At 59.9% G+C, this 23,235-nt stretch carries 19 protein-coding genes and 1 pseudogene; 5 read left to right on the top strand and 15 right to left on the bottom strand.

The features are described from left to right. Nucleotides 1–309: 309 nt before the first annotated feature. The 5 genes from GSQ93_RS28185 to GSQ93_RS28165 all read right to left on the bottom strand — a co-directional run bounded on the left by GSQ93_RS28185 (nt 310) and on the right by GSQ93_RS28165 (nt 6,550). The gene (locus tag GSQ93_RS28185; RefSeq protein ID WP_158938932.1) at nt 310–1,416 is read right to left on the bottom strand and encodes a nucleoside hydrolase; all 1,107 of its coding nucleotides are present in this window, start codon (nt 1,414–1,416) and stop codon (nt 310–312) included. A 205-nt stretch (nt 1,417–1,621) separates the two neighbouring features. After that, nucleotides 1,622–2,554: a ribokinase gene (gene rbsK / locus GSQ93_RS28180; RefSeq protein WP_158938931.1), complete on the bottom strand. Its 933-nt coding sequence runs from the start codon at nt 2,552–2,554 to the stop codon at nt 1,622–1,624. A gap of 213 nt (nt 2,555–2,767) precedes the next feature. Next, nucleotides 2,768–3,769, bottom strand: coding sequence for an ABC transporter permease (locus tag GSQ93_RS28175; RefSeq protein ID WP_158938930.1), 1,002 nt, complete (start codon nt 3,767–3,769; stop codon nt 2,768–2,770). Then, on the bottom strand, nt 3,766–5,379 hold the full coding sequence (locus GSQ93_RS28170; RefSeq protein ID WP_158938929.1) for a sugar ABC transporter ATP-binding protein: 1,614 nt from the start codon (nt 5,377–5,379) through the stop codon (nt 3,766–3,768). Before GSQ93_RS28170 ends, GSQ93_RS28175 begins: the two co-directional genes overlap by 4 nt. 205 nt (nt 5,380–5,584) lie before the next feature. Next, a complete protein-coding gene (locus tag GSQ93_RS28165; RefSeq protein ID WP_158938928.1) occupies nt 5,585–6,550 on the bottom strand; it encodes a sugar ABC transporter substrate-binding protein in 966 nt (321 codons plus the stop codon). A 238-nt stretch (nt 6,551–6,788) separates the two neighbouring features. Between GSQ93_RS28165 and GSQ93_RS28160 the strand changes: the two genes are divergently transcribed. Both GSQ93_RS28160 and GSQ93_RS28155 read left to right on the top strand, forming a co-directional pair. Then, nucleotides 6,789–7,661 carry a LysR family transcriptional regulator gene (locus tag GSQ93_RS28160; RefSeq protein ID WP_158938927.1) on the top strand — a complete coding sequence of 291 codons (873 nt, stop codon included), beginning with the start codon at nt 6,789–6,791 and terminating at the stop codon, nt 7,659–7,661. Between the two features lie 238 nt (nt 7,662–7,899). Beyond that, nucleotides 7,900–8,625, top strand: coding sequence for a DUF2968 domain-containing protein (locus tag GSQ93_RS28155; RefSeq protein WP_158938926.1), 726 nt, complete (start codon nt 7,900–7,902; stop codon nt 8,623–8,625). Nucleotides 8,626–8,745: 120 nt separating this feature from the next. Here the strand turns inward: GSQ93_RS28155 and GSQ93_RS28150 are convergent, their stop codons facing one another. From GSQ93_RS28150 to GSQ93_RS28130, 6 genes and pseudogenes are all read right to left on the bottom strand, one after another. Beyond that, nucleotides 8,746–9,897 (bottom strand): MFS transporter, encoded by a 1,152-nt coding sequence (locus GSQ93_RS28150; protein ID WP_158938925.1) that lies wholly within the window; start codon nt 9,895–9,897, stop codon nt 8,746–8,748. Then, entirely contained in the window at nt 9,894–10,700 is an 807-nt protein-coding gene (locus GSQ93_RS28145; RefSeq protein ID WP_158938924.1) for a DeoR/GlpR family DNA-binding transcription regulator, read from the bottom strand. Before GSQ93_RS28145 ends, GSQ93_RS28150 begins: the two co-directional genes overlap by 4 nt. 387 nt (nt 10,701–11,087) lie before the next feature. Beyond that, entirely contained in the window at nt 11,088–11,840 is a 753-nt protein-coding gene (locus GSQ93_RS28140; RefSeq protein ID WP_158938923.1) for a tetratricopeptide repeat protein, read from the bottom strand. A gap of 195 nt (nt 11,841–12,035) precedes the next feature. Then, nucleotides 12,036–12,140: pseudogene (locus tag GSQ93_RS38365) on the bottom strand (2-hydroxychromene-2-carboxylate isomerase); the annotation flags it as partial. Nucleotides 12,141–12,765: 625 nt separating this feature from the next. After that, nucleotides 12,766–13,449 (bottom strand): hypothetical protein, encoded by a 684-nt coding sequence (locus GSQ93_RS28135; protein WP_158938922.1) that lies wholly within the window; start codon nt 13,447–13,449, stop codon nt 12,766–12,768. 291 nt (nt 13,450–13,740) lie between these two features. Then, nucleotides 13,741–13,926 carry a 4-oxalocrotonate tautomerase gene (locus tag GSQ93_RS28130; protein ID WP_158938921.1) on the bottom strand — a complete coding sequence of 62 codons (186 nt, stop codon included), beginning with the start codon at nt 13,924–13,926 and terminating at the stop codon, nt 13,741–13,743. A gap of 119 nt (nt 13,927–14,045) precedes the next feature. Here GSQ93_RS28130 and GSQ93_RS28125 point away from each other — a divergent pair, with 119 nt between their 5' ends. Both GSQ93_RS28125 and dapA read left to right on the top strand, forming a co-directional pair. Next, nucleotides 14,046–14,984, top strand: coding sequence for a LysR family transcriptional regulator (locus GSQ93_RS28125; protein ID WP_158938920.1), 939 nt, complete (start codon nt 14,046–14,048; stop codon nt 14,982–14,984). A gap of 312 nt (nt 14,985–15,296) precedes the next feature. Continuing rightward, nucleotides 15,297–16,169, top strand: a complete 873-nt coding sequence (gene dapA / locus GSQ93_RS28120; RefSeq protein WP_158938919.1) for a 4-hydroxy-tetrahydrodipicolinate synthase — start codon at nt 15,297–15,299, stop codon at nt 16,167–16,169. Nucleotides 16,170–16,352: 183 nt separating this feature from the next. On the opposite strand, the gene GSQ93_RS28115 is transcribed toward dapA, so the two are convergent. Beyond that, on the bottom strand, nt 16,353–18,254 hold the full coding sequence (locus GSQ93_RS28115) for a bifunctional diguanylate cyclase/phosphodiesterase (protein WP_158938918.1): 1,902 nt from the start codon (nt 18,252–18,254) through the stop codon (nt 16,353–16,355). A gap of 480 nt (nt 18,255–18,734) precedes the next feature. Between GSQ93_RS28115 and GSQ93_RS28110 the strand changes: the two genes are divergently transcribed. Continuing rightward, nucleotides 18,735–19,034 (top strand): VF_A0006 family four-cysteine protein, encoded by a 300-nt coding sequence (locus GSQ93_RS28110; protein ID WP_158938917.1) that lies wholly within the window; start codon nt 18,735–18,737, stop codon nt 19,032–19,034. Between the two features lie 101 nt (nt 19,035–19,135). Here the strand turns inward: GSQ93_RS28110 and GSQ93_RS28105 are convergent, their stop codons facing one another. The 3 genes from GSQ93_RS28105 to GSQ93_RS28095 form a co-directional block, all read right to left on the bottom strand. Continuing rightward, complete coding sequence (locus tag GSQ93_RS28105; protein ID WP_158938916.1) at nt 19,136–20,371, bottom strand: porin; 1,236 nt, start codon at nt 20,369–20,371, stop codon at nt 19,136–19,138. A gap of 208 nt (nt 20,372–20,579) precedes the next feature. Next, nucleotides 20,580–21,497 (bottom strand): SMP-30/gluconolactonase/LRE family protein, encoded by a 918-nt coding sequence (locus tag GSQ93_RS28100; RefSeq protein WP_158938915.1) that lies wholly within the window; start codon nt 21,495–21,497, stop codon nt 20,580–20,582. A 150-nt stretch (nt 21,498–21,647) separates the two neighbouring features. Beyond that, on the bottom strand, nt 21,648–22,943 hold the full coding sequence (locus GSQ93_RS28095; protein ID WP_158938914.1) for an MFS transporter: 1,296 nt from the start codon (nt 22,941–22,943) through the stop codon (nt 21,648–21,650). Between the last annotated feature and the right edge of the window lie 292 nt (nt 22,944–23,235).

The raw sequence follows: 23,235 nt of genomic DNA, 5'->3' as shown, positions 1-23,235 counted from the left end.
TAAAGCTGCAACCTCCTGTTGCGTTACATGCTCGAAACCCTGGCGCAAACGGGGACGTTCATATAAAAGAAATGACGGGCCGCCACGCACAGTGGCTAACAGTGATAAAGAGAAAATCCGGCTCAGGCAGACCGCTAACGCCGAAGCACCAACCCGGCATTGACTCCAACCGCCAACCTCAAACTTAGCGACCCGACCGCTACCCCGACCGCTACCCCCGAATCAGCACCCGAGCACCACCCTGATTTCCCCGGCCCCACCCCGTCCAACCCAAAACCCAAAACCGAACCCGAGTGCGAACGAAACCCCTTAAGGCAGTGTCACCGGAACCGGCCGCGTCAACAAATCGACATACAGGCTAAAGAACCGGTTGTTATCGAACTGAGTGACATAGGTGATTTTCTGCGGCGAAGCCCCTGCTGCCGGTTGATCCGGATAAACCATCACATGGCCTTGATCCTCACCGCTGGTCGTATCGATATCCAGGTACGCGCTCTTCGTCTGTGTAGCGTAGGTCGGATCGAGAAAATAGGCGATGGTCAGCGTGTCGTAAATATCCGTGTTAGTGCTGAAGGCGTTGGCATTGGTCGTCGCATAAATCTTGGTGACGGCGGTCTGCTTGCTCGGATTGTTGGCGATCTGGTCGTAGACGCTTTCTGTTAGCGGCACGGTATTGGTCACATCCAGCGGAATGACAGTTTGAGGAATTGTTGTTTGCAGCACCGTGCGCACGGCTAGCGGATCAAACCACCAGTTGAGTTCGCCCACGGCATTCGCATTGCCCGGCACCGCCATCGCGCCGCCCATATAAACAATCTGCTTGATAAGCGGCGCAATTTCCGGCGCCTTTTGCAAAGCGAGCGCGAGATTAGTCGGCGGCCCGACTTCCAGAATAGTGACCTGATTCGGATAACGCTTGATCGTATCGATCATGAAATCGGACGCATTTTCCGTCTGCAGTTTCGTGCTGGTAGCAAAGCCGTCCGGCGGGGCAATGAGTTGCGAAGCCTGCGTGGGTTCAGGTCGGCTCCATGCGCCGAAATAACCATTAGGATTGGCGGCTTGCTGGGCGCGGATACTCGCGACGTCGTATTGCAACGGGTAATCCGCGCCGGCGTAGACGCCCACGGTGTTCTGCACGCCCATGCGTTCCACGGCTTTCAATGCGTCGGATTGTTCCTGCAATAACCAGTCGTTGCCGGTTACTACAGTCAAGCCTAGTAAATTGACTTTCCCCTGCGCCATCAATTGCGTGGTCATTGCAAAAAGCTGGCCGTCATCGCCCATCGTATTAAAGTCCGAATCCATGATGACCTTTGGCGCGTTCGCCAAGGGCCCGGAATTCGAATTTCCGTTTCCACCGCAAGCCGTCAAAAACACGGAAGCCACCAGGACAAACACGGGTCTTGAGTTCATTGCTTTTCCCATTCGAGATTAGTTGGATGACGAAAAAGAACTGCCACAAAAAGCCATGCAGCAGCTTGACGAGGACGTGACCCGCCCCTGCAACGGGGCAGCACGGTTTCGACGCTTCTATCTAATTTGCGAAACTAATTTGAGTAACTAAATCGAAAAACTAAATCGAGTACCAGGACGCTTGAGACATCCCGGAACAGAGAGGCTAGGGCGCGCTGTCGACTTCCTGGCGAGTCGGGATGGAGGGTTGTGCGCCGGCACGTGTAACGGAAATAGCGGCCGCGCGCTGGGCAAGGCTGATCGCGGCTTCGATGGGTTGGCGCGCGGCCAACTGCGCGGCGAAGACGCCGATGAAGGTATCGCCGGCAGCAGTCGTGTCCACCGCGTTCACCTTGGGAGCGGGGTAGTGCGTGCCTTCTCCTGCTTCGGGCAACAGATAGGCGCCTTGCGATCCAAGCGTCACTATCACGTTACGCGCGCCCGCTCGCTGCAGTTCTTTCGCCGCCCTGCGCGCACCGCTTTGCGATTCGACCGGCAATCCGGCAAGGATCGCCGCCTCGACTTCATTCGGAACCAGATAGTCGACCAACGGCAGCCACTCGGGCGGCAGTGGTCCGGTAGCCGGCGCCGGATTTAATACGGTGAGCTTGCCAAATCTTCTAGCGGTGACAAGCGTGGCATAGACCGAATCCCATGGGGTCTCAAGCTGGCACACCACCACGTCAGCAGCTTTGATCACCGCTTCATGGCGCTTGACCATCTCTGGGGTCACCTGGCCGTTGCTGCCGGGCACCACCACGATCGTGTTCTGGCCGTCGTCCGCCACGGTGACGATCGCCACGCCGGACGGCACTGACGGGTCGGTTTCGACCGCGCTGCAATCGATCCCTTCCGCTTCCAGATCTGCCAACCGTAGTGCGCCGTTGGCGTCGCCGCCGACGCATCCGGCCATCGCCACCCGGCCGCCGATACGTGCAGCCGCAACCGCCTGGTTGGCGCCCTTGCCGCCGGAGACCTGCGAGAACTCATGGCCGCTGATCGTTTCGCCCGGACGGGGCAGGTGCGGCGAGCGCGCGACCAGATCGGTATTGATGCTCCCCATGATGAGGACGGAGCCTTGCTTGGTATCTTTGGACATTTCAATTTCTCCTGCTGGCGAACGGTCGGTTACCGGGCTTGAGCTTGGTTGAACACTTTCAGTAAATGCGTTAAGCCCAAGCTGACCACCACCGACGTCGCCGATATTAGGGATGCGTTTTCCTTCAGTCACCCGTGATTTGCGCCAGCCTGGCGTGAATCAGCTATCCATAGCGCGGCTGTACAAGCGCTGAAAATCGGGCGCTGCCACCGCTTACATGATGCGCCGTTTGCTGCGGTACGTATCCAGCACGACCGCAACCACAATCACCGCACCAGTGATGATCCGCTTGGTCGGCTCGTTCGCGCCGATCTGCGCGAGACCTGCGGCAAGCACTGAAATAATCAGGACGCCGAAGAACGTGCTGATCACCGAGCCGCGTCCACCCATCAGGCTCGTGCCGCCAATCACAACCGCTGCAATCACTTGCAGTTCAATTCCCGACCCTGCGTTCGGGTCCGCCGCTTCGAGCCGGGAGATCTGGAACAGCGCTGCAAGTCCCGAGAGCAGGCCCATCAGCGCAAACACGATGACCTTGTACGGGCGTGGGTTCACGCCGGCCAGCCGCACGGCTTCTTCGTTGGTGCCGATGCCCACCAGATAGCGGCCAAACACCGTTCGGGTGAGCACGAGCTGCGCCACGATCATCACCGCGATGGCAATCAGGAATGAAGGAGAGATGCCGAACGCAATGGGGTTCGAGAGAAAGTCGAAAGCGTCGCCTATGTACGCCGTGCGCGAGTTCGTCATCTGGTAGGCAAGACCGCGCGCCGCTTCCAGCACACCCAGCGAGACGATGAACGAAGGAATGCGCCAACCCACCGTCACGGCCCCGGTCACGCAGCCAGTGAGCGCCGCACCGGCCATGCCGAGGAGCGCTGCCGGGAGCGCTCCCCAGTGCCATTGCAAGGCGGCAACGCTGGTCACGGCCGCCCCCAATGCCAGCACCGACCCCACCGACAGATCGATACCCGCAATGATCAGCACGAACGTCATGCCGACCGACATCACCACCAGATCGGGAATCTGGTTCGCGATCGTGCTGAAGGTGTCGTAGCTGAGAAAGTGCGAGCTCAGCACGGAGAACAGCGCGATCATGGCGATCAACGCGCCCATCAGGCCCAGGTAGTTCGAGAATCCCAGCCGGGTGCCGATCGGCTTCGCGCTCTTGGGCGGCTCCGTCTGCGATTTCGGCGTTGTTGTTTGTACAGTCATGACTGGTGCTCCGTAATAGGGGTATCCGGCGTGTCGACGCCCGGATCAATCGATTCGCTGAGAATTTTATCGCGGGCTGCATAACCCGCGAACGCTGCCGCGAGCAACGCGTCTTGCGACCAGTTATCGCGTTCGAAGACGCCGGTCATACGTCCCGCCGACATCACGCCGATCCGGTCGCAGATCAGCATCAGCTCGCGCAAGTCGCTGGACACGACCACTAGCGCGCGGCCTTCGCGAGCCTGGGCGCCCATCAGCGCATAGATGTCGAACTTGGCGCCGACGTCGATGCCGCGCGTGGGTTCGTCGAAGAGCAGCACGGTGCAATCGCGTGCGAGCCAGCGGCCGATCACCACCTTCTGCTGATTGCCGCCCGAGAGTTCGGACACCGGTTGCGCGGCGCTCGACGTGCGAATCCGCATGGCGTCAATCTGCTTCTGTGCGAGTGCGGTCTCGCGGCGGGCATCGATAAAACCATGCTTCGATACCGCGCCGATATTGCCCAGAGAAATGTTCGCGGCAATCGGCTGGGGCAGCAACAAACCTTCGCCTTTGCGGTCTTCGGTAATGAGCGCGATACCCTGGCTCACTGCATCGGAGGGCGACTTGATGCTGACCGTCTTGAGCGCCGCACCTTTGTGCGCGATCGAGATGCTGCCGCTATCTGCTCGATCCGCGCCGTAGATCAGCCGCATGAGTTCGGTCCGGCCTGCACCGATCAATCCGCTGATGCCGAAGATCTCGCCGGCTTTTACTTCAAACGATACGTCGCGCACGGCGTGGCCGCGCGTCATGCCTTGCACCTTGAATGCCGTCGCGCCGATCCGGCGTTCGCCGAGATCGATCCGCTCGCCAATATCGCGTCCGACCATCAGCGTGACGAGTTTGTCGCTGGTGAGGTTGCGCATGGCATCGACGTGAACCAGCTTGCCGTCGCGCAACACGGCCGCGCGTTCGGCGATCCGCGCCAGTTCTTCCAGCCGATGCGAGATATAGACCAGCGCTACGCCACGCGACTTAAGGCGCGCGACTTGCTCGAACAGCAGGTCGACTTCACGCGCCGTGAGCATGGCGGTGGGTTCATCGAGGATCAGCACGCGGCAATCACCGATCAGGTTGCGCGCGATCTCGACCATCTGCTGATGGCCGATGCCGAGTTCACCCACGAGCGTATCCGGGTCGATCGCATCGAGCCCGACTTGGGCCATCGCCTGACGCGCGTCTTCGCGCAGCGTCGTGCGGTCGATCCAGCCGAGGCCGCGTTTTGGCAGGCGATTCAAAAAGAGGTTTTCAGCAACGGACAGCGTGGGCAACAGGTTCAGTTCCTGCATCACCATGCGCACGCCGAGCGCTTCGGCATCGCTGCGGCTGGCCGGCGCGTACGGAAGACCACCGAGCTGCATCGAACCGGTAGTGGGCGTGACAAGACCGCCTACGATCTTCGAGAGCGTGCTCTTGCCGGCGCCGTTTTCACCGGTCAGCGCGAGCACTTCACCGGGACGCAAATGGAGCGAGACGTCCGCGAGCACCGGTTCGACGTAGGTCTTGCCGATCCCGTGAATGGTCAGCACCGGCGCGATGTCGGCGGGAGGGACGTTTGGACTTGTCATCGCTTATGAGAGGCTGGAGCGGGTACTGGAATGCGAGTTTCACCCCGGCCATCAAGAGCCGGGGTGCACTACACGTTTGAACATTTGAAGCTTGGGAGCCAAAGCCGGGCGCGCGTCGGAATACTCTACGCTGCTTGCGGCGTTCGGGATGCGCCGTCGCGGCAAACCGCGATGACGCATACCAGTTGGCTCGGGGCCAGCAGGCTTACTTGGTGACCAGGTTGACCGGCGTTTCCACCACGCTCGACAATTGCGACTGCTTTTGGTGCGCGGAGAGCGCCTTCAAAGCCGTGTCGATACCAAATACCGCTTGTTTTGCGGCGTACTGATCCGCAGTCGCAAGCACCCGGCCGTCGGCGAGCATCGGCTTGATGGCGTTGATGTTGTCATAGCCAACCACTTGCACCTTGCCTGCCTTGCCCGCCGCCCGCACTGCAGCAACCGCGCCGAGCGCCATGTTGTCGTTGCCGCACAGCAGCGCCTTGATGTTCGGGTTCGCATTCAGGATCTGCGATGCCACTGCATTGCCCTTGTCGATTTCCCAGTCGCCGGATTGCAGTGCAACAACCTTCATGCCACCTGCTTGCATTGCTTCCTTGAAGCCGGCCGTGCGTTGCTGCGCGTTGGTCGTGGTCGACACGCCTTCGATAATGCCGACTTCATCGCCGGACTTCAGTTTCTTGGCGAGATAATCCCCGACCAGCTTCGCGCCCTTCGCGTTGTCCGGGCCGACGAACGGCACGTTCAGGTCCTTCGACTTGAGCACCTCCGGATCAAGCTGGTTGTCGATATTCACCACAATGATGCCTGCATCCACGGCCTTCTTGATGACCGGAACGAGGGCCTTCGAATCAGCCGGGGCGATCACGAGCGCGTCGACCTTCGAGACGATCATCTGCTCGACAATGCGAATCTGGTTCGCGGTATCGGTTTCGTCCTTGATGCCGTTCGAGATGAGCGTGAACTTGCTCGCGTTATGTGCCTGATAGTCCTTCGCGCCGGTTTCCATGGTGAGGAAGAACTCGTTGGCGAGTGACTTCATCACGAGGGCGACTACGGGTTTTTTAGTCGTTTGAGCGAATGCCGACGAGACAGGCAACAGCGAGAATGCTGCGAATACTGCGGTTGCAGCGAGTACGCGGCGCCGTGCTGGGTTAGCCTTGCGGGTCATAGAGTCTCCGTTAATTAGTTCGCTCTTCGGTCTACTGAGGGAATAGCCGTCGAGTCGTTGGGTCAGTAAATCAATGTGAATGACATGCTCGTTGCCGCATCGCTTTAACGCTAGTACGTGAAAACCCGATGCATGAGCCGTGGCGTAAATCAAGAGGCGATCCAGCCCATCCGGGTCTAATGCTATCCTCGCGATTCGCGATATGCTACGTCTAAAATCGAAAGCGAGCGTTTCAAAAATGGAACACGTTGATTGGGACGACCTGCGGCTTTTGCTCGCCATCGCCCGTGAAGGAACCATGAGATCAGCCGCTGCGGCATGCGATCTTAGCGCGGCAACGCTGTCGCGCCGCTTGACGGAGCTTGAAAGAAGATTGGGTGAACCCCTGATTGACCGCGTGCCTTCGGGCTGCGCAGTCACAGCGTTCGGGCAGCGGGTGCTTGCATGGGCCGAGCAAATGGAAACGCTGGCGCACCAGATTGAACGGGCCGGAGATGTCACGGGTTCTCATGGTCTGGAAGGCACGGTCAGGATCAACGCGGTCGAGTGGATGTCCTACATCCTGATGAAGCTTCTCGGCTCCTTCCAGGAAAGGTTTCCGGGACTAGCCATTGAAGTGCTGACCTCGCAGCAGCCATACAACCTTGCCCGGCGCGAAGCCGATATCGCTATCTGGTCGGAATGCCCGGACGAGGGTGATTTGTATGTCCGCCGGATCGGCAAGGTTCGCTTTGGGTTATATGCGTCACGGGACTACTACCTGCGTCACAAGGTGGCGATCAAGAAGAAGGAATGGAGCAAGCTGTCCTTCGTCGGTTATGACGAGCGCCGGGGGGACCATCCCGCAGCCCGCTGGCTCAAGACGCTGCCGGGCGCGCCTGCGCCGAGCCTTCGCAGCAGCTATGTGCTGGGCGTGTTCGACGGCGTGCTGGGCGGCTCGGGTCTCGGCGTGCTCGCTCAACTGGCGGGCGATACGACCAGCGATCTGGTCTGCATCGAACCGCATATCAGGGAGCTGGATCAGGATGTCTGGATGGTCCTGCATCCGGCACTTCGCGGCAGCGAGCGCATTCGGGCGGTCTCGAACCTGGTCGCCGATATTTTCAGGTGACTTAGGGCGTGACTTAGGCACGACTTCAGGCACGACTTCAGGCGTGGCGACAAGGGCATTGCGCTTAGCGTCGCGGCCTTCTAGCATGCCTCGGCCGGTCGACCGGACTTAAGAGATTATCCGGTGCGTCGAATTCCATTTAGAGAATACGGTTTTTGAATGTGGCCAATAAATATCGGGGCATTCTATCTGCCATAATCCGGTCGGTTTCGCTTTGTTCAAAGAACTCGGAAATTCCATGAAATCCAATAATAAATGGCAGCGCGGGGTAGTTCTATGGGCGGGCGCGGTGGTCTGCATGGCGGCTTGCGCCGTAACCACTGCAATAGCGGCAACGCCTGCCGGGCAGGATGCGTCGTCAGCATCGGGGAATGCACTGGGCGACACGAGTGCGCGGCGAGGCTTGCTGACCAACGGCGCGGCTGACGAACCGCAAGCGCCGGGCAATGAAAGCAACGGCACCATTACCGAGTTGCAGCAGATGATCCGCGACGGCAAGGTAATTGAAATGCGCACGACTTATAACGGCAGCTATGGCGCAAGCATGTTGTTCTATCCGGACCAGATGGTGTATTACGTCGCGCTATTCCAGCAAAAGAAGTTCTGGCGCGTGATCAAGACGCAGACCGATACGCGTGCGGAAGCCGTTTATTCGGAGTTCGCGAAGAGCACGGCCCAGCTTGCCGATTCGGAAATCCGTCGCGAGAAGCTGCAGGCTGAAAACGCCTTCGCGGACAGGCTGATTGCTTTACAGCAGAACCGGGCAAACCGCTTGCAAGCGGATGTTGATGTGGCGCGCGCGCAGCAAACCCAGGTTGTCGATCGTCAGGCGCAACAGCAGGCAGCCATTGTCACGTTGCGGGCGCAGCAGGACGCGGCTCAAGCTCAATTGCGTGCGTTGCAGACCAAGGTGCAGGATCTTCAGCGTCAGGCAGATGGCGATCTGATGCCGGTGTCGCAGTGATTCACTTAGGGCGCAAGGGTTGATGGCTTCGCGTTTTCTGCCAGCAACCCTTCCTGACAAAGCCCTCAGTCCATTCGCCGGCGCCGAGCGAAAACCCACTACGTAACGGCGTCATCGCGTTTAAACCGCCTGTTCGACGCCGGCCCGGCTCACGGCTTTACCGCCCACCAGACAGACGATCAAGGCGGCTAGCAAAAGCGCACATAACGCGAGCCGCAAACCCAGGAAACCTGCGCCCAGTCCGATCAAGGGCGGTCCCACCAGAAAGCCGGCATAACCCGCCGTCGCGGCCATGGAAACGCCGACGGCCGGCGTTGTCGTCGAACGGCCCGCAGCACTAAAGATCACCGGCACGATGTTAGACAGGCCAATTCCTACAAGCGCAAAGCCGACGCAAGCGGTGACCACGTTGGGATACCCAAGCACTAGCGCCAAGCCGAGGGCTGCGATAAGCCCGCCGCAAGCGACCACTACGCTTGCGCCCAAGCGTCGAACCGATACGTCGCCGACCACGCGGCATGCTGCCATCGCGAAGGCAAACGATGAATAGCCGAGCGCCGCTGCGCTTGCTTGCGTGTCGAGTGCCGAGCGCAGGAACACCGCGCTCCAGTCCACCACCGCGCCTTCCATCAACATGCAGAGAAAGGCGAGGGCAGCGAGTTTCATGACACCCGCACCAGGCAAGGTAAAACCGCTAGCCGATGCCAACACCCTCGGGCCAATATCCCTCAGCGCAAATAGTGCGCTGGTCAGCATGAGCGCGCCGATAACGACGTCAGGCAGCAGCAATCCGCCCATCGTTCCGATACCGTTCGCCTGAAGCGCCGCGCCCCCTGCCGCGCCCAACAGACAGCCCGTGCTCCAGGCCGCATGAAACGACGACATGATCGGCGCTTTCCACTCGCCTTCGATCGCGCTGGCATGTCCGTTCATCGATACATCCAGCGCGCCGTTCGCAGCCCCTAATGTAAAGAGCACGACGCATAACAAAGCGAGGTCGGGGGCCAGCGCGGGCAAGGGCAGCGCGGCAACGAATGCAAGGCCCAGGAATGCGGTGGTACGGCCGCTGCCGAAGCGTGGTCCGAAGCGGCCCGCAAGTGGCATGGCGACGATCGCGCCCAATGCAAAACAGAACAACGCAATCCCGAGCGTTGTATTGCTTAGCGACAAAGCTTCCTTGATCCGCGGGACTTCGACGGCCCACGTGCCAATGCCCAATCCGTTCGCAAGAAACACGGCCGTGGTGGCAATACGTTCAGCGACAGGTTTCATGATTGAGCCTCTGCATAAGCCACGATCACATTGCCGCAGATTTTTTCGAACTCGCTTAACCGTTGCGCGGAGATATCCGCTTCCACGATCAGGTGCTCAATGCCGGACGCCGCCACCACAAAAAAGGGCGCGGCGGTCATCAGCTTCTCGGACGTCATCGCGATGGCGACCTGACCGCTCGATTTGACCATCGCGCGTTTAAGCTCGGCTTCCTCCGCCTCGAACGCAGCCACGCCCTCATCCGGGTCGATGGCGCAAGCGCCCAGGAAACACAGATCGGCCTTGATTTGCTGGACCTGCAAAAGGGCAGTGGACCCGAGCGATCCCGCTCCGCGCGCGCTCATCCGGCCGCCGATCAGGATGACATCGAAGCCAGGGCGATCGAGCAAATGCGAGCAGGCATCGGGGGAGTTCGTCACGACTGTGAGGCCTGCGTTGTCTGGAAGCGCCGCCGCGATAGCGACATTGGTCGACCCGGCATCGAGCAGGATGATCTGCCGCGGCCGGACGATGGACGCCGCTGCAACGGCCAGTTGGGCCTTTCGGTCCGCGGCTTCGTGCAGGCGCGTGGATCCGGACGATGCAGCCGGTGAGATCAGCAGCGCACCGCCGTACACGCGCTTGCATTGACCCGCGTCTGCCAGATCACGGAGATGGCGGCGAATCGTGTGTTCGGAGGTGTTGAATTCGAGCGCGAGTTCGGCGGCGAGGACGCGGCCGTGCGTTTGGAGCCTGTTGAGAATCAGCTTTGCGCGTTCGTCGGGCAGCAGTCCGTCTACGGCATCGCGCCGGGTTCTTTGCATATCGTCAGTCTCTGTCGGGCATTATTCGCCTGCTTTTAATCGAGCATAATTGAGCATAAGGTATCGTAAACGAGCGTTAGTGGGGAAATTTTATTTGATCCCGTATCTTGCGGCTGATGTGCTTGTGCTTACTGCGCCTCAACAGACTGGGAGTCTGGGGAGGCGTGATGTCATTGGTTTTAACTGCCGGATTAGCGCGACAAGAAAGGGACCGAACGTGGAACTACGACACTGAGATGGTGCGACCAGCAGCGTCGGCAAATGCATCGAACGATGCACCGCCCGCCGGGATGTCGAAGACGAAATCGGCACGGGGAACTGCGTGCCTATGCCGGGTGTAAGGACGATCAGCGCGGGCCGTGCCGCTCTGCAGCGAGCGCCCGTGGATTATCGGCTTTGTGAGGCTTGGGCTCGTTGCAGCCACTCGCTGTTATGTTCGCGGGCGTGGCGTGGCCAATGCCTGGAATCGTGCACGATCTCGGCATAAAGTTCGCGCGCACGCTGGCGGTCAGTCTCGTCGGGCTGCGCCGCCAGCCAATCGGCGTACAGGCAACGGGGTGCAGCGTCGCTTGCGTTGGTGAGCGCCATCTCGAACGCGGCGCGCGTGCCGGGTGCGCCAATCGTGGCCAAGGCTCGTGCGTACAGCAAGGCAGGCTCTGACTGCTGGCGGGCGAGCGGATTGGCGGCGAACAGTTTTTCCAGCGTGTCCTGCGTGGCCGAAGCATTGCCGGTGGCAAACTGCGCGCGCGCCAGCCCTTGGAGTAACGCCGGATCGGATGAGAACGGCCCACTGACCGCAGCTTGGTAATGCTCCAGGGCTTCGGCGGCATTGCCTGCATCGAGCAGCGCCGCTCCCAGCCGCATGCGATGCGCGACGGTCGGCGCGCGATCGAAATCCGTGCGCGCCTCGCGCACCGCCCGGTTGGGATCGACAAACTGCGAGATGGCCCTCGTTGCCACCCTTGCCCCACGCGACTGGCGCAGGGACGGCAAGTAAATGACAAAGAAGTAGACCGCGCTGCCAAGGCCAGGGAAAAGAAACAGGATCAGCAGCCAGTACATGTTCTGCTGGTTGCGCACGGCATGCACCGCAAAGAACAGGGCGATGATGACGTAAAGGCTTATTCCGAATAGGCGCATTGACGAGAAAATCAGTTGTGGTGCGCTGCCAGCGGCACGTCAGCGAAACGGCAGAACGCTATTGTGACAGAAGCGCGCTGCCATGCTGGTAGCTCAGCGGGACCTCTACGCCCGCGCTTGCTCCCCCTGCCTGGCAGTTAGCTCGGGCCGCCGGGCAGCGTATTCCCATCATTCGGTCAGCGGTGCCGGTGCCTGCTATTTTGATTTTTTTGCGGCCAGCAACAACGCGTCCTCCAGGCGATCGTTGCCCCAAAACATTTCAGTCCCCGCGAAGAACGTAGGAGCGCCGAAGATGCCGCGGAGAGTGCAAGGCAAGATAGATCTCTCCGATACGTTGCGGATACCGCACCTCGGCGTTGACAAGATCGGCGGCGCCGATGGTTCTTGCATCACACACCGCCAGAGGCGTATCGAGAACCGGTGCTTTGATTGAGCGCCACACGTTGACGATGCTGTATCGCGTCACACCCAATTTCGCAGCATGCTCACCGAGTACCAGTGACAACCGCGTGCGGTGCAAGGCAGAGGTCGTTGGCGGCGACGGTGATACTCATGCGGCGCCCTACCGCGACAAAGCCGCGCAACGGTTCCATCATTGACGCGAGCATATTGCTGGCGGCGGCGCCATCCTGACGCGAAACTGCCGCAAGGATAATTTTCGTGGGACACGCCAACCGTCTCGTTATGGCCAACCTCAGTCCGATGCGTCGATCTAAAGATGATTACCGCAGCACAACGGACGTCACGTGGCGTGACGTGTTTTTTTTATCAGCAATTCGATTCGCAGATGCCCCGTGTATTGTTCCTGTATATAGCACTAAGGACGTGCGATACCTCTGAATGAACGTGTTTGCGCCGAGCGCTGCAGCGCGGTGCTCAAGTGCCGGGAGCGTCGTGTAGCCGCACGTGCTGCCGGAGAAGCCGGTTACTTGGGCGGCGGCAGCGAAGGATCGAGCTTGGCCGAATCCCTGACGAATTGATCTGTCATCGCGGCCGCGACCGGGTTCGAGCCCGTGCCTGGCTTCGAGCTATGTGGGTCCATGGCGGCGCGAGCGGCGGACATATCCGGCGGAGGCAACGATGGATCGAGCTTCGCCGATTCCCTGACCAGTTCATCCGTTTCTGGTGTCGCGCGTTGAGTCGTTATCGCGAGACGGTCCAGACCGTCTCGTCCACGCTGGGCGCGCTGCGCCGGGACCCCCTTCGGCGCACCTGAGCCCTGCACGTTCACCGACGCTACCGTCGATGGCGCCTGCTTCGGTTGTGCCTCCGGTTTCGGTTGCAAGGTGACTTGTGCGGCGGCCGGACTGGATGCGGGCGCGGCCGTCATGGGCGCAGGTGCTACTGCCTGAGCGGGAACCACCGGCTGCTGCGCGATGGCTGTGTTTTTCGCGATTGCGCCGGATGGTTCCGACTGGCCGATGCTGCCTTCCGTCACGTGATCGCTGGCGCGCGAATCGACGACGCGAGGGCGTGCGGATTCATCCAATGCGCCCGTGACTTCTGCCATTGCGCTGCGATCCGCCTGAAGGAACACCAGGTACGTGGTCCCTGCTGCAACGAGCAGGAGCCCTCCAATGATCATCGAAATCTTTCGGGTGTTCATCATACTTACTGACGGTCCTTCAAGCGACGTGAGCCAGTCATGATAAACGACTGATCGCGGATTTCATCAGACGGATTCCAAAAGCGGCGGACCTGATGAGCGGGAATGACGAGCGGATATCCAGGGAATTGCTTGATGTGTCCGGTCCCGTATCTGCCGAGAAAAACGGAGGATGGAATACAGCCGCTTTGAAATTCGTGAAGACGTGCGAACCCGGCTCAAGGTTTCCAGGCCCCTCACGGCCTGGAAATATCGAGGTCGTCGATGTGTCCGGGATAAGACCCGTTGCCGCGTTCAGCCGTCCGCGAGCAGCTTGCCTGCTTTGGCCCAGGCGTCGCGCGGCACTTCGGTGATTACAACCTCTACAGACTCGGGCGGACAGACCAAGGTTTCGACCGTGACCCGCGTGACTTCACGAACGAAGGCGCGCTTTTGCTCCAGCGTCCGGCCGGGATGCATTTGCAGATGTAATACGGGCATGACAGTTCCTCTGTAAGCGACGCCCCGAATGGCGCGTCAATGCGTTCAGTGTCACGTACCTCGGAAGCTGGATAAACATGCGATGATTTCAGTCATTCAAAACCTCCAGGTTCTTAATCATGGACAAGCTGGCAGGCATGGCGATGTTTGTGCGCGTGGTGGAAAGCGGCAGCTTTAGCGCTGCTGCCGTGGTCAGCGACGTTTCGCCGACCATGGTCGCCAAACATGTCCGGACGATCGAGCAACGGCTGGGTGCACGCTTGCTCCATCGCACGACGCGCCGGCAACAACTCACTGAAGTGGGCCGGCTTTATTACGAGCGTTGCAAGCATGTGCTGGCAGAAGTGGAGCTAGCTGAGGCCAGCGCGTCGGAGTTGCAGGCCACCCCTCGCGGTCGGGTCAGGCTGGTCGCACCGGTCAGCTTCGGCAGCCAGAGCCTTGTGCCCGTGCTGACCGACTATCTGGCACGCCATCCCGAAGTCAGCGTCGAATTGACACTCGACAATCGGGTACCTGACCTGATTGATGAAGGTTACGAACTGGGCGTCCACATCGGCGAAATAGACAACGAAGGACTGGTCGCACGGCCGCTGCAGCCCTATCGCAGGATGCTGGCTGCAGCACCTGCCTACCTGGCTCAGCATGGGCAACCCGAACACCCCGAACAGTTGAGTTCGCATGTCTGCCTGGGCTTGTCGTACTGGCGGCACCACGATCGCTGGCACCTAAGCGGACCTGATGGCGAGTCGTGTGAAGTGCCTGTAAAAGGCCGATTCAGCTCGAATCAAGGGAGTGCTTTGCGCGTTGCCGCCTTGCACGGTGCCGGCATCGTTCTTCAGCCCGAAGCGTCTTTGGCCGACGACGTTGCTGCCGGTCGTTTGGTCCCTGTTCTGCCGGCCTGGTCGTATGTGCCTACGCCCATGCATCTGATCTACGCGCAGGATCGCCGGCCCACGGCGAAGTTGCGCAGCATCATTGATTTCCTGTTGGCGCGTTTCGGTCCAGATGGATTACCTGCCGCTTCACCGGCTTGCGACTTTTCGATCACCTCATCGTGACAGGCAAGATCAGTTGATGGGTGAACCCAGCACACCCGCGTTTTTATTCGCGGCGTCCTTTACCTTGCACGTCTTCAGCAAGCCCGCATTCTATACGAGCGCATTGCGTTTTTTAACAGGACCTTTACGCTCGATCCGATAGGCTTCGTTTGATCCAATTGAATGGAACTCGAAGCAAATCACCATGACGTTAGAAGATGTCTTAACGAGCATTTCCGCGCGCCAAGCCTCGCGCCCGGCAGCGGTTCCAAACGCTGTGAACCATCTGAATCCTTCGCGTGCAGCCGGTTGGCGCGCGCAGCGGAGTTGAGCATGGTGTCTGGAATATGGTTGCCTATCGTCACGCCGTTCAAGGACGGACAAGTCGACGTCGATGCCCTCCAGCGCTTGGCCGAACGCTATCTGAGCCAGGAGATCAGCGGGTTCGTCGCGTTGGGAACGACCGGCGAAGCGGCGCTGCTCGATCACAGCGAACGGCTTAAGGTCCTGCGTTCCTTGTTCGAGGTGATCGGGACGCGTTTGACGATGGTAGTCGGTGTCGGCGGGATCAATACGCACGACATGGTGCAGGAAATCCGCGAACTGGACCGCTGGGATATCGGCGGATATCTGGTGTCCGCGCCGGCCTACATCTGCCCCGATCAAAACGGCATTCGCTGGCACTTCGACCAGGTTGCGAGCGCCACCGAACGGCCCATCATTTTGTACGACGTGCCGCATCGCACCGGCGTTTGCATTGAGACAAGCACGGTTGAACGTCTTATCGAACGTGCCAATATTGTCGCCATCAAGGCGTGCGTGCCGGCGACTTTCCAAAAGCTCTGCCAGTTGCCGGTCAGCGTACTGTGCGGCAACGACGATGCCTATGTCGACTGCCTGATCGCAGGCGGCTCGGGCGGCATCCTGACGAGCGCGCATCTTTTCGCCGATGTTCTTGCCGAGATCCACGAGCGAGTTTTATCGGCGAGAACGGAAGATGCCGTTGCGTTTTTCGAAGCGCTCAAGCCGGTTATCAAGCTCCTGTTCGCCGCGCCCAATCCAGCCGGCGTAAAGGCAGCACTGTCGATAGACGGCACGATTAAAAGCGAAACGCGCTGGCCGATCATGGAAGCCTCGGTCGCGCTCAAAGAGCAACTCCGGATCGCGCTCGATACCTGCACCCGGCAGATCGCCGTCATGGCCTGACGCGGCCTTTCCCACCCTTCTAAATATCCGATGTCTGTTTGTGCCTGGTCGAAAACTTCGGGGCGCCGTGCATCGAGGTAAATTCGAGCATCGCGCTCTTTCGGGTCGGTGTGCCGGAAATCATGAACCTCGCGCAGGGCTGCATCGAGGTCGACTGGCACACTCGCTCGCCCGGCCTATCAATCAGATTTGCGAAATTCTATCCGCGCGTTCCGAGCGGCCGAGGAAGAATCCTTGCGCGCTAGTACAGCCTGACGCCCGGACAAAGCTCAGTTGCTCGTGCGTTTCGATGCCTTCCGCCGTTGTGGGAATCCCCAGTTCGTGGGCGAGCGCCACAATGCCGCGAACCACTGCCGCCGACTCTCGCCGATGAACAGATTCGCGCACAAATGAACTGTCGATCTTCAGCGTGTCGAACGAAAAGCGGCATAGATTCGACAGCGTCGAAAAGCCTGTTCCGAAATCGTCGAGCGCGAGACCGATACCCATCGCGCGAAGTTTTTCAACGTTGCGCCGGGTGGGGACATCGTCACTCATGAGCACGGTTTCCGTGACCTCGATATTCAGGCGCGAAGGTGGCAACCCTGAATCTTGCAGGACCGCCGCGACCAGGTCCGCGAACGAATCTTCCCGCAGTTGCACGGGCGACACGTTCACTGCCACGACCACCGGCTCGCGCCAGCGGGCCGCTTCTGCGCAGGAGCGCCGGAGCACCCATTCACCCAGCGGCAAGATCAGGCCCGTTCGCTCTGCAATGGGAACGAAGGTCGTGGGCGGCAACTCGCCTCTCGTGGGATGGGTCCAGCGCACCAGTGCTTCCCGTCCGCTGACGACTCCGGTTGCCAGATTGACGATCGGCTGATATTCCATCCGCAAGCCGCTGCCAAACGATTGAAGCGCGCCTTCCAGGTCGCTTCGCAGGAGGCTCAGGCTGTCGTCGGAGGCGTGCGTCTTGGCATCGAATACGGCAAAGGCGCTTTTACCGCTGCGCTTGACCGCGTACAACGCACGGTCGGCGCAGATCAGGAGTTGCGGTCCCGTTTCCCCATGCTCGGGATACTGCGAAATTCCGACGCTAGCGCCAATCCGCACCAACGCTTCGTTAAGCACGAATGGACGCGCAAGGGTTTTCACAATCTGATCCGCGAGCAACCGGACTTCTTCGCTGATGGCGGAGTCGCTGGAAATGGCGACGAATTCATCGCCCGCCAGACGGCCGACAACGTCCCCGTGGCGCAAGACCGCTCGCAAGCGCTTGGCGGATTCCTGAAGCACCAGGTCGCCAGCCGCGTGGCCGAGGCTGTCATTGATTGCCTTGAAACCATCAAGATCGATCAGGAGCACCGCGAACGATCCGGGCTTGAGCGCCGGCTCGGAATCCGTACGATTGAGCAAGAGTTCGCTGATGCGTGCGCGGTTGGGCAGGCCCGTGAGGCTGTCGTGACGGGCGAGACGATTACTGGTTTCCTGCGCGAGCAGCAGCGCGACGGTGTCCTTGTTGCTGCGGATAGCAACGGTAAAAAAACCGACAGCGCAAAACGGCGCCTGGAACAACAAGACGATTTTTCCAGAAGACGGAGACAGCGCGGCGCCGATTCCAAGCAGCGTGAAAATGACGGAGATCTGAATCAGGACAAGCCGGGGTATGCCTGCATTACGGCCGGCCAGCCCGCCCACTACGCCCACGGCGCAAACGTTGCCGAGCAGGAAAAGTGTCTGGTCTCCGCTGATATTGCACAGGAGAGCGCCAAGCCCGAGCAGCACGCTCCACAGGATGCTGGCAAGCAGGAATAGCGATGTCGGCGTGGGCTCGCTGCGGGCGCTGCGCTGGCAACAGACGTAGATCAGGGACAGGCGCACGATCAGCAGCGCGATCACCGCGAGCGTCCATAACGCGTAGCCGACGCTCGGGTGAAGATAAAAGGCGGTGGCGCAAACGCTGATCTCGCAGACAGACGCCATCGCGATGGACGCCGTCCTGGTGAACAGGTTTGACAGCAATATCTGTCGATTATCAGCGCTCAGGTCTTGAGCAGATCCCACTAGCCATTTGAAAAACGGCAACCTCGGTTCACTAAACGCCATGGCATGCGCAATATAGGTAGGTACTTGGTTATCGGCGCGATTGGCTTTTTTCTGACCCGATTATCCCGGTAAATGTGTCCGCTGCTCGAATAATATGATGTTACGCCCTCGCGACTTAGGCGGATAGCAAGAGTATCGGAGGACAGGGCAGATGGCGGCTTCGTGGCCGAGGCTCTTCCCAGGCCAAGGGCGGACGAGGGCGCGGGGGAGGATCTGGAGGATGGACCCGGTTCTCTAGAGGCTATTCTGCTTGCGGAAAATAATACGGATCGATGTCTGTTTTGCGGCGCAGCATGACAAGCCAGACATCTTGAAGACAGGCAGTGGGCGTTGAACTGTGAGCCCGTTTTAGTGCCGAACCTGAAATCTAGCGAATGACGCAGCGGACTTATTCTTGTCTTGGAGCGAGTGCGTGCGAGCCGGGATCGAGCGTCATGCCGCGCGGTCTTTTACTTGAAGGAAAAAAATGGGAGGACAAAAATGAAGCGTGGTATTTGCTCGTTCATTACGTTAATGGTTGCGGCTCCGGGTCTGGCGATGGCATTTAACGAAGATGCGTCATTCAACCAATGCGTGATGCAATCGCTGAAAGGGGTAAGGAGCAGACTGGCGACCGACCTGATCACCACGTCGTGTCGAAAGCTCTATAAGGAAAGCGCATTCCTCAATAACAACGAGAAGAACTATCGCATCTGTCTTGTGCAGAATCTGCAAGGTATAGAGAACGACTACGCTGCGCAGCAAGTGGCGGCAGCCTGTCGCCGGGCGAATAGCGGCTGAGTTGGCACTTGCCGAAGCATGTTCAATGAGTTGTTAGCGCTGTGGTTTAAGACTAAAACGCGGCGCACTGCCTAAGCAGCGCACCGCGTTAGCGCAACCAATCAGAAGCGGTGGATGATGCCTACGCCCGCAGCAAACTGGCTGGGAGAGGAGGACGGCGCGGATTGGAAACCGTCGCCAACCGTTGCGGTTGCGTTGATGATGCTGCTCGCGCCACTCGTCCCCAGCGTTTTGCCGTTCGCGCGCTGATAAGCCTGCAATGCATAGAGGCCAGTGCGTTTAGAGAGCGAATAGTATTCGGACAGGTTGAACTGCTGGTACTGCGCGGAACTGGTAATGCCGTTGGCTTTCGTCGCACGCGTATAGCTGTACCCGGTAGCCAGGTCGAGCAGCGGCAATGCCTTCCAGTGCAGCACGGCACCACCCGTATTGAAGATCTCCGTCGTCTTGAAGCTCGAATTGATACCCGGGATGTACTGCACGTTCGAGTACGAGAAGGAGATATCCAGCGTCTGCGTGAATGTATAACCGCCGGTCACGGCAATGCGTTGCTGCGCCTGAGCGGTCTGATAACCGTTCGTGATCGCCGATACCCCCGACTGGCCCGCAGAATTGGTGGTCGAGTCCGCGCCAAATGCGCCGCCGCCCGCGGTCGAGTTGTTGATCCGGGTGATACCCGCGGCAAGCCCGAACGGACCGTTGAGGTACTGGATCGCGCCGCTCCACGTCGAGCCCTGGTTCACGCTGCCTGGAACGCCGGCAAACGAATATGAACCGCTGGCGGTGAATCCGAACACCTTCGGCGACGTGTACACAAGCGAATTATTGGCTCGATAAATCGTGTCCATTTCGTCGAGGTCGCCCGGGTGCGCGCCGAAGGCGCCGGTAAGCCAGGTCGTCGGGCTATAAGGCGAAAGCAGCGTGTAGTAGGACGTGTACTGGCGGCCTGCGGTGAACGTACCGTAGACCGGGTTGGTCAAGCCTACCCATGCCTGCCGGCCGAACATCGCGTTCGTGTATTGTTGACCGCCCGAGGCCGCATTAAAACCTGATTCCAACTGGAAGATGGTCTTGGTGCCGCCGCCCAGGTCTTCCGAGCCCTTGAGGCCGAAGCGGCTGCCCGCCCAGATTCCAGACAGCATCTTGATGTTGGAGCGTCCACCCTTGTTCGAACCCAGCGACGTCTGGCTGCTCTGGTATGAAATGGAGTCATCGACAATACCGTACAACGTCACGCTGTTTTGAGCGAAGACCGGTGAGGCGAGGGTGGCGAGGCTGATTAATACCGCTTTGTTGACGGCTTTTTTGACGGTTTTCTTAGCGTGACGTGACTGCATGATTTATCTCCTCTTGTTGTATTACTGGTTGCGACGTGGCCAGCAACGTCGCGGGTTTTTCCTGCTTGCTTATTCAACTAACCTGCTTGATGAAATGACTTGGCGAAAAATCGGGTGATGAATTTTCCGAACTTCGCGCCTTGTGTCCAGACTGAAAAATACCTTCAGGCGATGTCTCCCGAATCGCCTGAAAAATCATTGGTAATCCTTATAGAACCCCCGCGTAATTGGATTCCGGAGCGCCACGAACGCCTGGACGGACCGCAAGCAAATGGCCATCGTGTTCGTTCGCGCCGCTTGCCGGGCGAATCGATGTGACAAAGAGCGTGTCGAGTTCGCAGCCGCCAAACGTGCACATTGACGGTTTCGTGACCGGTAGCGCGATGCTCCGGTCCAACCGGCCGTCAGGCGTGAAACGCAGCAGCAGACTCGCGTCGTTTGCGCAGGTCCAGTAGCAACCGTCGGTGTCGACAGCGGCGCCGTCGGGACGCCCCGCAAACTGATTCAGGTCGGCAAAGACGCGGCGGTTACGCGGTTCGCCGGTATCGACGTCGTAGTCGAAAGCCCAGACAAGCCTGCGCGCCGGATGCGAGTCGGAGAGATACATGGTCGTGCCTTGCGGCGACCAGGCGAGTCCGTTTTGCACGATCAGTCCGTCGACAACAGGCGCTGACAGCACGCCGTCGGTGTCGTATCGGAACAGTGAGCCCGACGGGTTGGCGGCAGCCATGTCCTGCACCATCGTGCCGGCCCAGAAGCGGCCTTGACGATCGCAGCGGCCGTCGTTGAAGCGCATGCCCGGCAGCGGAAAAACGGGTGCGGCGAGCTTGCGTACGCTCGCTTCAGGCGCACTCGGGAGCGTCACGGCGAAGAGTCCGGTCTCGCATCCGGCGAGCACCGTGCCGTGACGGTCGAAGGTGATGCAGGCCACTTTTTCGGGCAAGCGCCATTCGGTCCGCCTGGCCTCGCCCACGCCCAGCCGAGCGATCGTGCGGGCGGGAATGTCGACCCAATACAACGCCTGTTCCTGTTCCCGCCAGACGGGGCTTTCTCCCACTTCGCAAGGCGCCTGATCCGCGCCTTCGAGGCGTTCGACCGCCAGTGTTTCGGGTTGCACGTTGTTCATGAAGAGGGTCTCAGCGGCCAGCTCATTGATGTGGGCAGTCTCACCCGGACGTGGCCAAGCGCGGTGCTCAAGGTGAGCGTCGGGCCGTAGTGGAGGGCGGCCGGTTCGATGCAATTCGGTTCGCGCCTGCCCACGCACCGTGACCGCGCGCTAGGCACCGGCAGGACTCGGAAGGTTGGCGTCCGCGCGGCGATTGACGAGAGACGGCCGCACCAATGTCCACAGCAGGGCCACGCCAATCAGGTCGCCGAAGCCAAGCGCGACGAAGAACGGTGCATAGCCGATGGTCGCGACCAGTCCGCCGATCACGAGCGTGAAGATCAGGTTGCCGAGCCCCGCTGACAGTCCTGCAAAGCCCGTAACGGTGGCCACTTCACGGCGCGGGAACAAGTCGGCGGACATCGAAATGACGGCGACGGAAAGCGTCTGGTGCGCGAAGCCGCCGAGGCACAGCAGGAAGATCGCCGTGCCCGGGTCCTTCACGTAGCCCACGCCTGCCATGGAGATCATGATCACCGCGCCGATCGTGAAGACGATGCGCTTGCCGTTGATCACGGCAATGTTGAAGCGCTTGTTGAGGTACAGCGAAATCGATCCACCCATCAGGCAGCCGATGTCCGCCGCCACGAACGGCAGCCATGCCGTCATGGCAATGGCCTTGAGGTCGAAACCGCGAGCCTGATGCAGGTAGAGGGGCATCCAGAACACGAGCGTGGTCCACACCGGATCGGCGAAAAAGCGCGGCAGTGCGATGCCCCAGAAGTTGCGTTGCTTGAAGATCGCGCGAAGGTTGGGTTTGGCGCCGTTGTCGGAGAGTTCGGCGTGTTCGCCTTCCACGATATAAGCCGCTTCCGTTGCAGTAAGCGCCTTGTGCTCGCTCGGGTGCCGGTAGAAGACGATCCACAGCACGGCCCATACGAGGCCGAGGCAGCCTGCGATGACGAAGGCCATCTCCCAGTTGTACTTGAGGATCGACCAGGCGATCAGCGGCGGCGCGGCGATGGCGCCAATCGATGTGCCGATGTTGAAAATGCCTGCCGCCAACCCGCGCTCACGCGCCGGGAACCAGAACGCGGCCATGCGCATGCCGGCCGGGATGAACGAGGCTTCGGCGAGGCCGAGCAAACCGCGCAGCACGAAGAGGCCGACCCAGCCGCTTGCAAAGCCGTGGGCGATACACACCACCGACCACGCGACGCCGCAGATCAGGAACCCGAAGCGCAGGCCGATACGGTCCATGAGGTAGCCTGTTACCGGGCCGCCAAGCGGATACATCACGAAGAACGCGCCGGTGATCCAGCCGTACTGGGCGGTGCTGATATGCAGGTCCTGCATGACCGTGGGGGCGGCGACGCTCAGCGAGCTGCGCGCCAGATAATTCATGACCGTGCCGAGGGTTAGCAGGCCGATCATCCACCAGCGCAGCCCTCTTAATTTGATTGCCATGTTGGTCCGTCTCCGTTCGTTGTTTTTTTCAGCCGCTCTCGGCCGGCTGCGACCACTGCGTGCACGTTCAGCGTTCTTCATTCGACCGGTTCTGATCGCGATGACAACGCGCAACATTCGTAGCGGTAAGTTATGTTAGTAATGTGAACGCATCGTATGTCAGATGACTTATCTCGCGCAATACGCGAAGCATCAGCGTTTACACCAGTAATATCTTCTGCAAGCTTTTAATTTGGTGGGTTTTTTAGGCTTTACCGCAGACAGAGGTTGATGTTGTGACGGGGTTCTCGCA

Origin of the sequence: Burkholderia sp. S171 (assembly GCF_009766085.1) — a bacterium.
Lineage (GTDB): Bacteria > Pseudomonadota > Gammaproteobacteria > Burkholderiales > Burkholderiaceae > Caballeronia.
This window is presented reverse-complemented; position numbering and strand designations above follow the sequence as displayed.

Excerpts from the sequence above, each read along its gene's own strand:
- rbsK (WP_158938931.1), bottom strand. The coding sequence starts at position 2,554 with ATGTCCAAAGATACCAAGCAAGGCTCCGTCCTCATCATGGGGAGCATC.
- GSQ93_RS28125 (WP_158938920.1), top strand. The coding sequence starts at position 14,046 with ATGGACAAGCTGGCAGGCATGGCGATGTTTGTGCGCGTGGTGGAAAGC.
- GSQ93_RS28135 (WP_158938922.1), bottom strand. The coding sequence starts at position 13,449 with ATGATGAACACCCGAAAGATTTCGATGATCATTGGAGGGCTCCTGCTC.
- GSQ93_RS28175 (WP_158938930.1), bottom strand. The coding sequence starts at position 3,769 with ATGACTGTACAAACAACAACGCCGAAATCGCAGACGGAGCCGCCCAAG.
- dapA (WP_158938919.1), top strand. The coding sequence starts at position 15,297 with ATGGTGTCTGGAATATGGTTGCCTATCGTCACGCCGTTCAAGGACGGA.
- GSQ93_RS28110 (WP_158938917.1), top strand. The coding sequence starts at position 18,735 with ATGAAGCGTGGTATTTGCTCGTTCATTACGTTAATGGTTGCGGCTCCG.
- GSQ93_RS28115 (WP_158938918.1), bottom strand. The coding sequence starts at position 18,254 with ATGGCGTTTAGTGAACCGAGGTTGCCGTTTTTCAAATGGCTAGTGGGA.
- GSQ93_RS28150 (WP_158938925.1), bottom strand. The coding sequence starts at position 9,897 with ATGAAACCTGTCGCTGAACGTATTGCCACCACGGCCGTGTTTCTTGCG.
- GSQ93_RS28145 (WP_158938924.1), bottom strand. The coding sequence starts at position 10,700 with ATGCAAAGAACCCGGCGCGATGCCGTAGACGGACTGCTGCCCGACGAA.
- GSQ93_RS28100 (WP_158938915.1), bottom strand. The coding sequence starts at position 21,497 with ATGAACAACGTGCAACCCGAAACACTGGCGGTCGAACGCCTCGAAGGC.
- GSQ93_RS28170 (WP_158938929.1), bottom strand. The coding sequence starts at position 5,379 with ATGACAAGTCCAAACGTCCCTCCCGCCGACATCGCGCCGGTGCTGACC.
- GSQ93_RS28095 (WP_158938914.1), bottom strand. The coding sequence starts at position 22,943 with ATGGCAATCAAATTAAGAGGGCTGCGCTGGTGGATGATCGGCCTGCTA.
- GSQ93_RS28130 (WP_158938921.1), bottom strand. The coding sequence starts at position 13,926 with ATGCCCGTATTACATCTGCAAATGCATCCCGGCCGGACGCTGGAGCAA.
- GSQ93_RS28165 (WP_158938928.1), bottom strand. The coding sequence starts at position 6,550 with ATGACCCGCAAGGCTAACCCAGCACGGCGCCGCGTACTCGCTGCAACC.
- GSQ93_RS28155 (WP_158938926.1), top strand. The coding sequence starts at position 7,900 with ATGAAATCCAATAATAAATGGCAGCGCGGGGTAGTTCTATGGGCGGGC.
- GSQ93_RS28185 (WP_158938932.1), bottom strand. The coding sequence starts at position 1,416 with ATGAACTCAAGACCCGTGTTTGTCCTGGTGGCTTCCGTGTTTTTGACG.
- GSQ93_RS28105 (WP_158938916.1), bottom strand. The coding sequence starts at position 20,371 with ATGCAGTCACGTCACGCTAAGAAAACCGTCAAAAAAGCCGTCAACAAA.
- GSQ93_RS28140 (WP_158938923.1), bottom strand. The coding sequence starts at position 11,840 with ATGCGCCTATTCGGAATAAGCCTTTACGTCATCATCGCCCTGTTCTTT.
- GSQ93_RS28160 (WP_158938927.1), top strand. The coding sequence starts at position 6,789 with ATGGAACACGTTGATTGGGACGACCTGCGGCTTTTGCTCGCCATCGCC.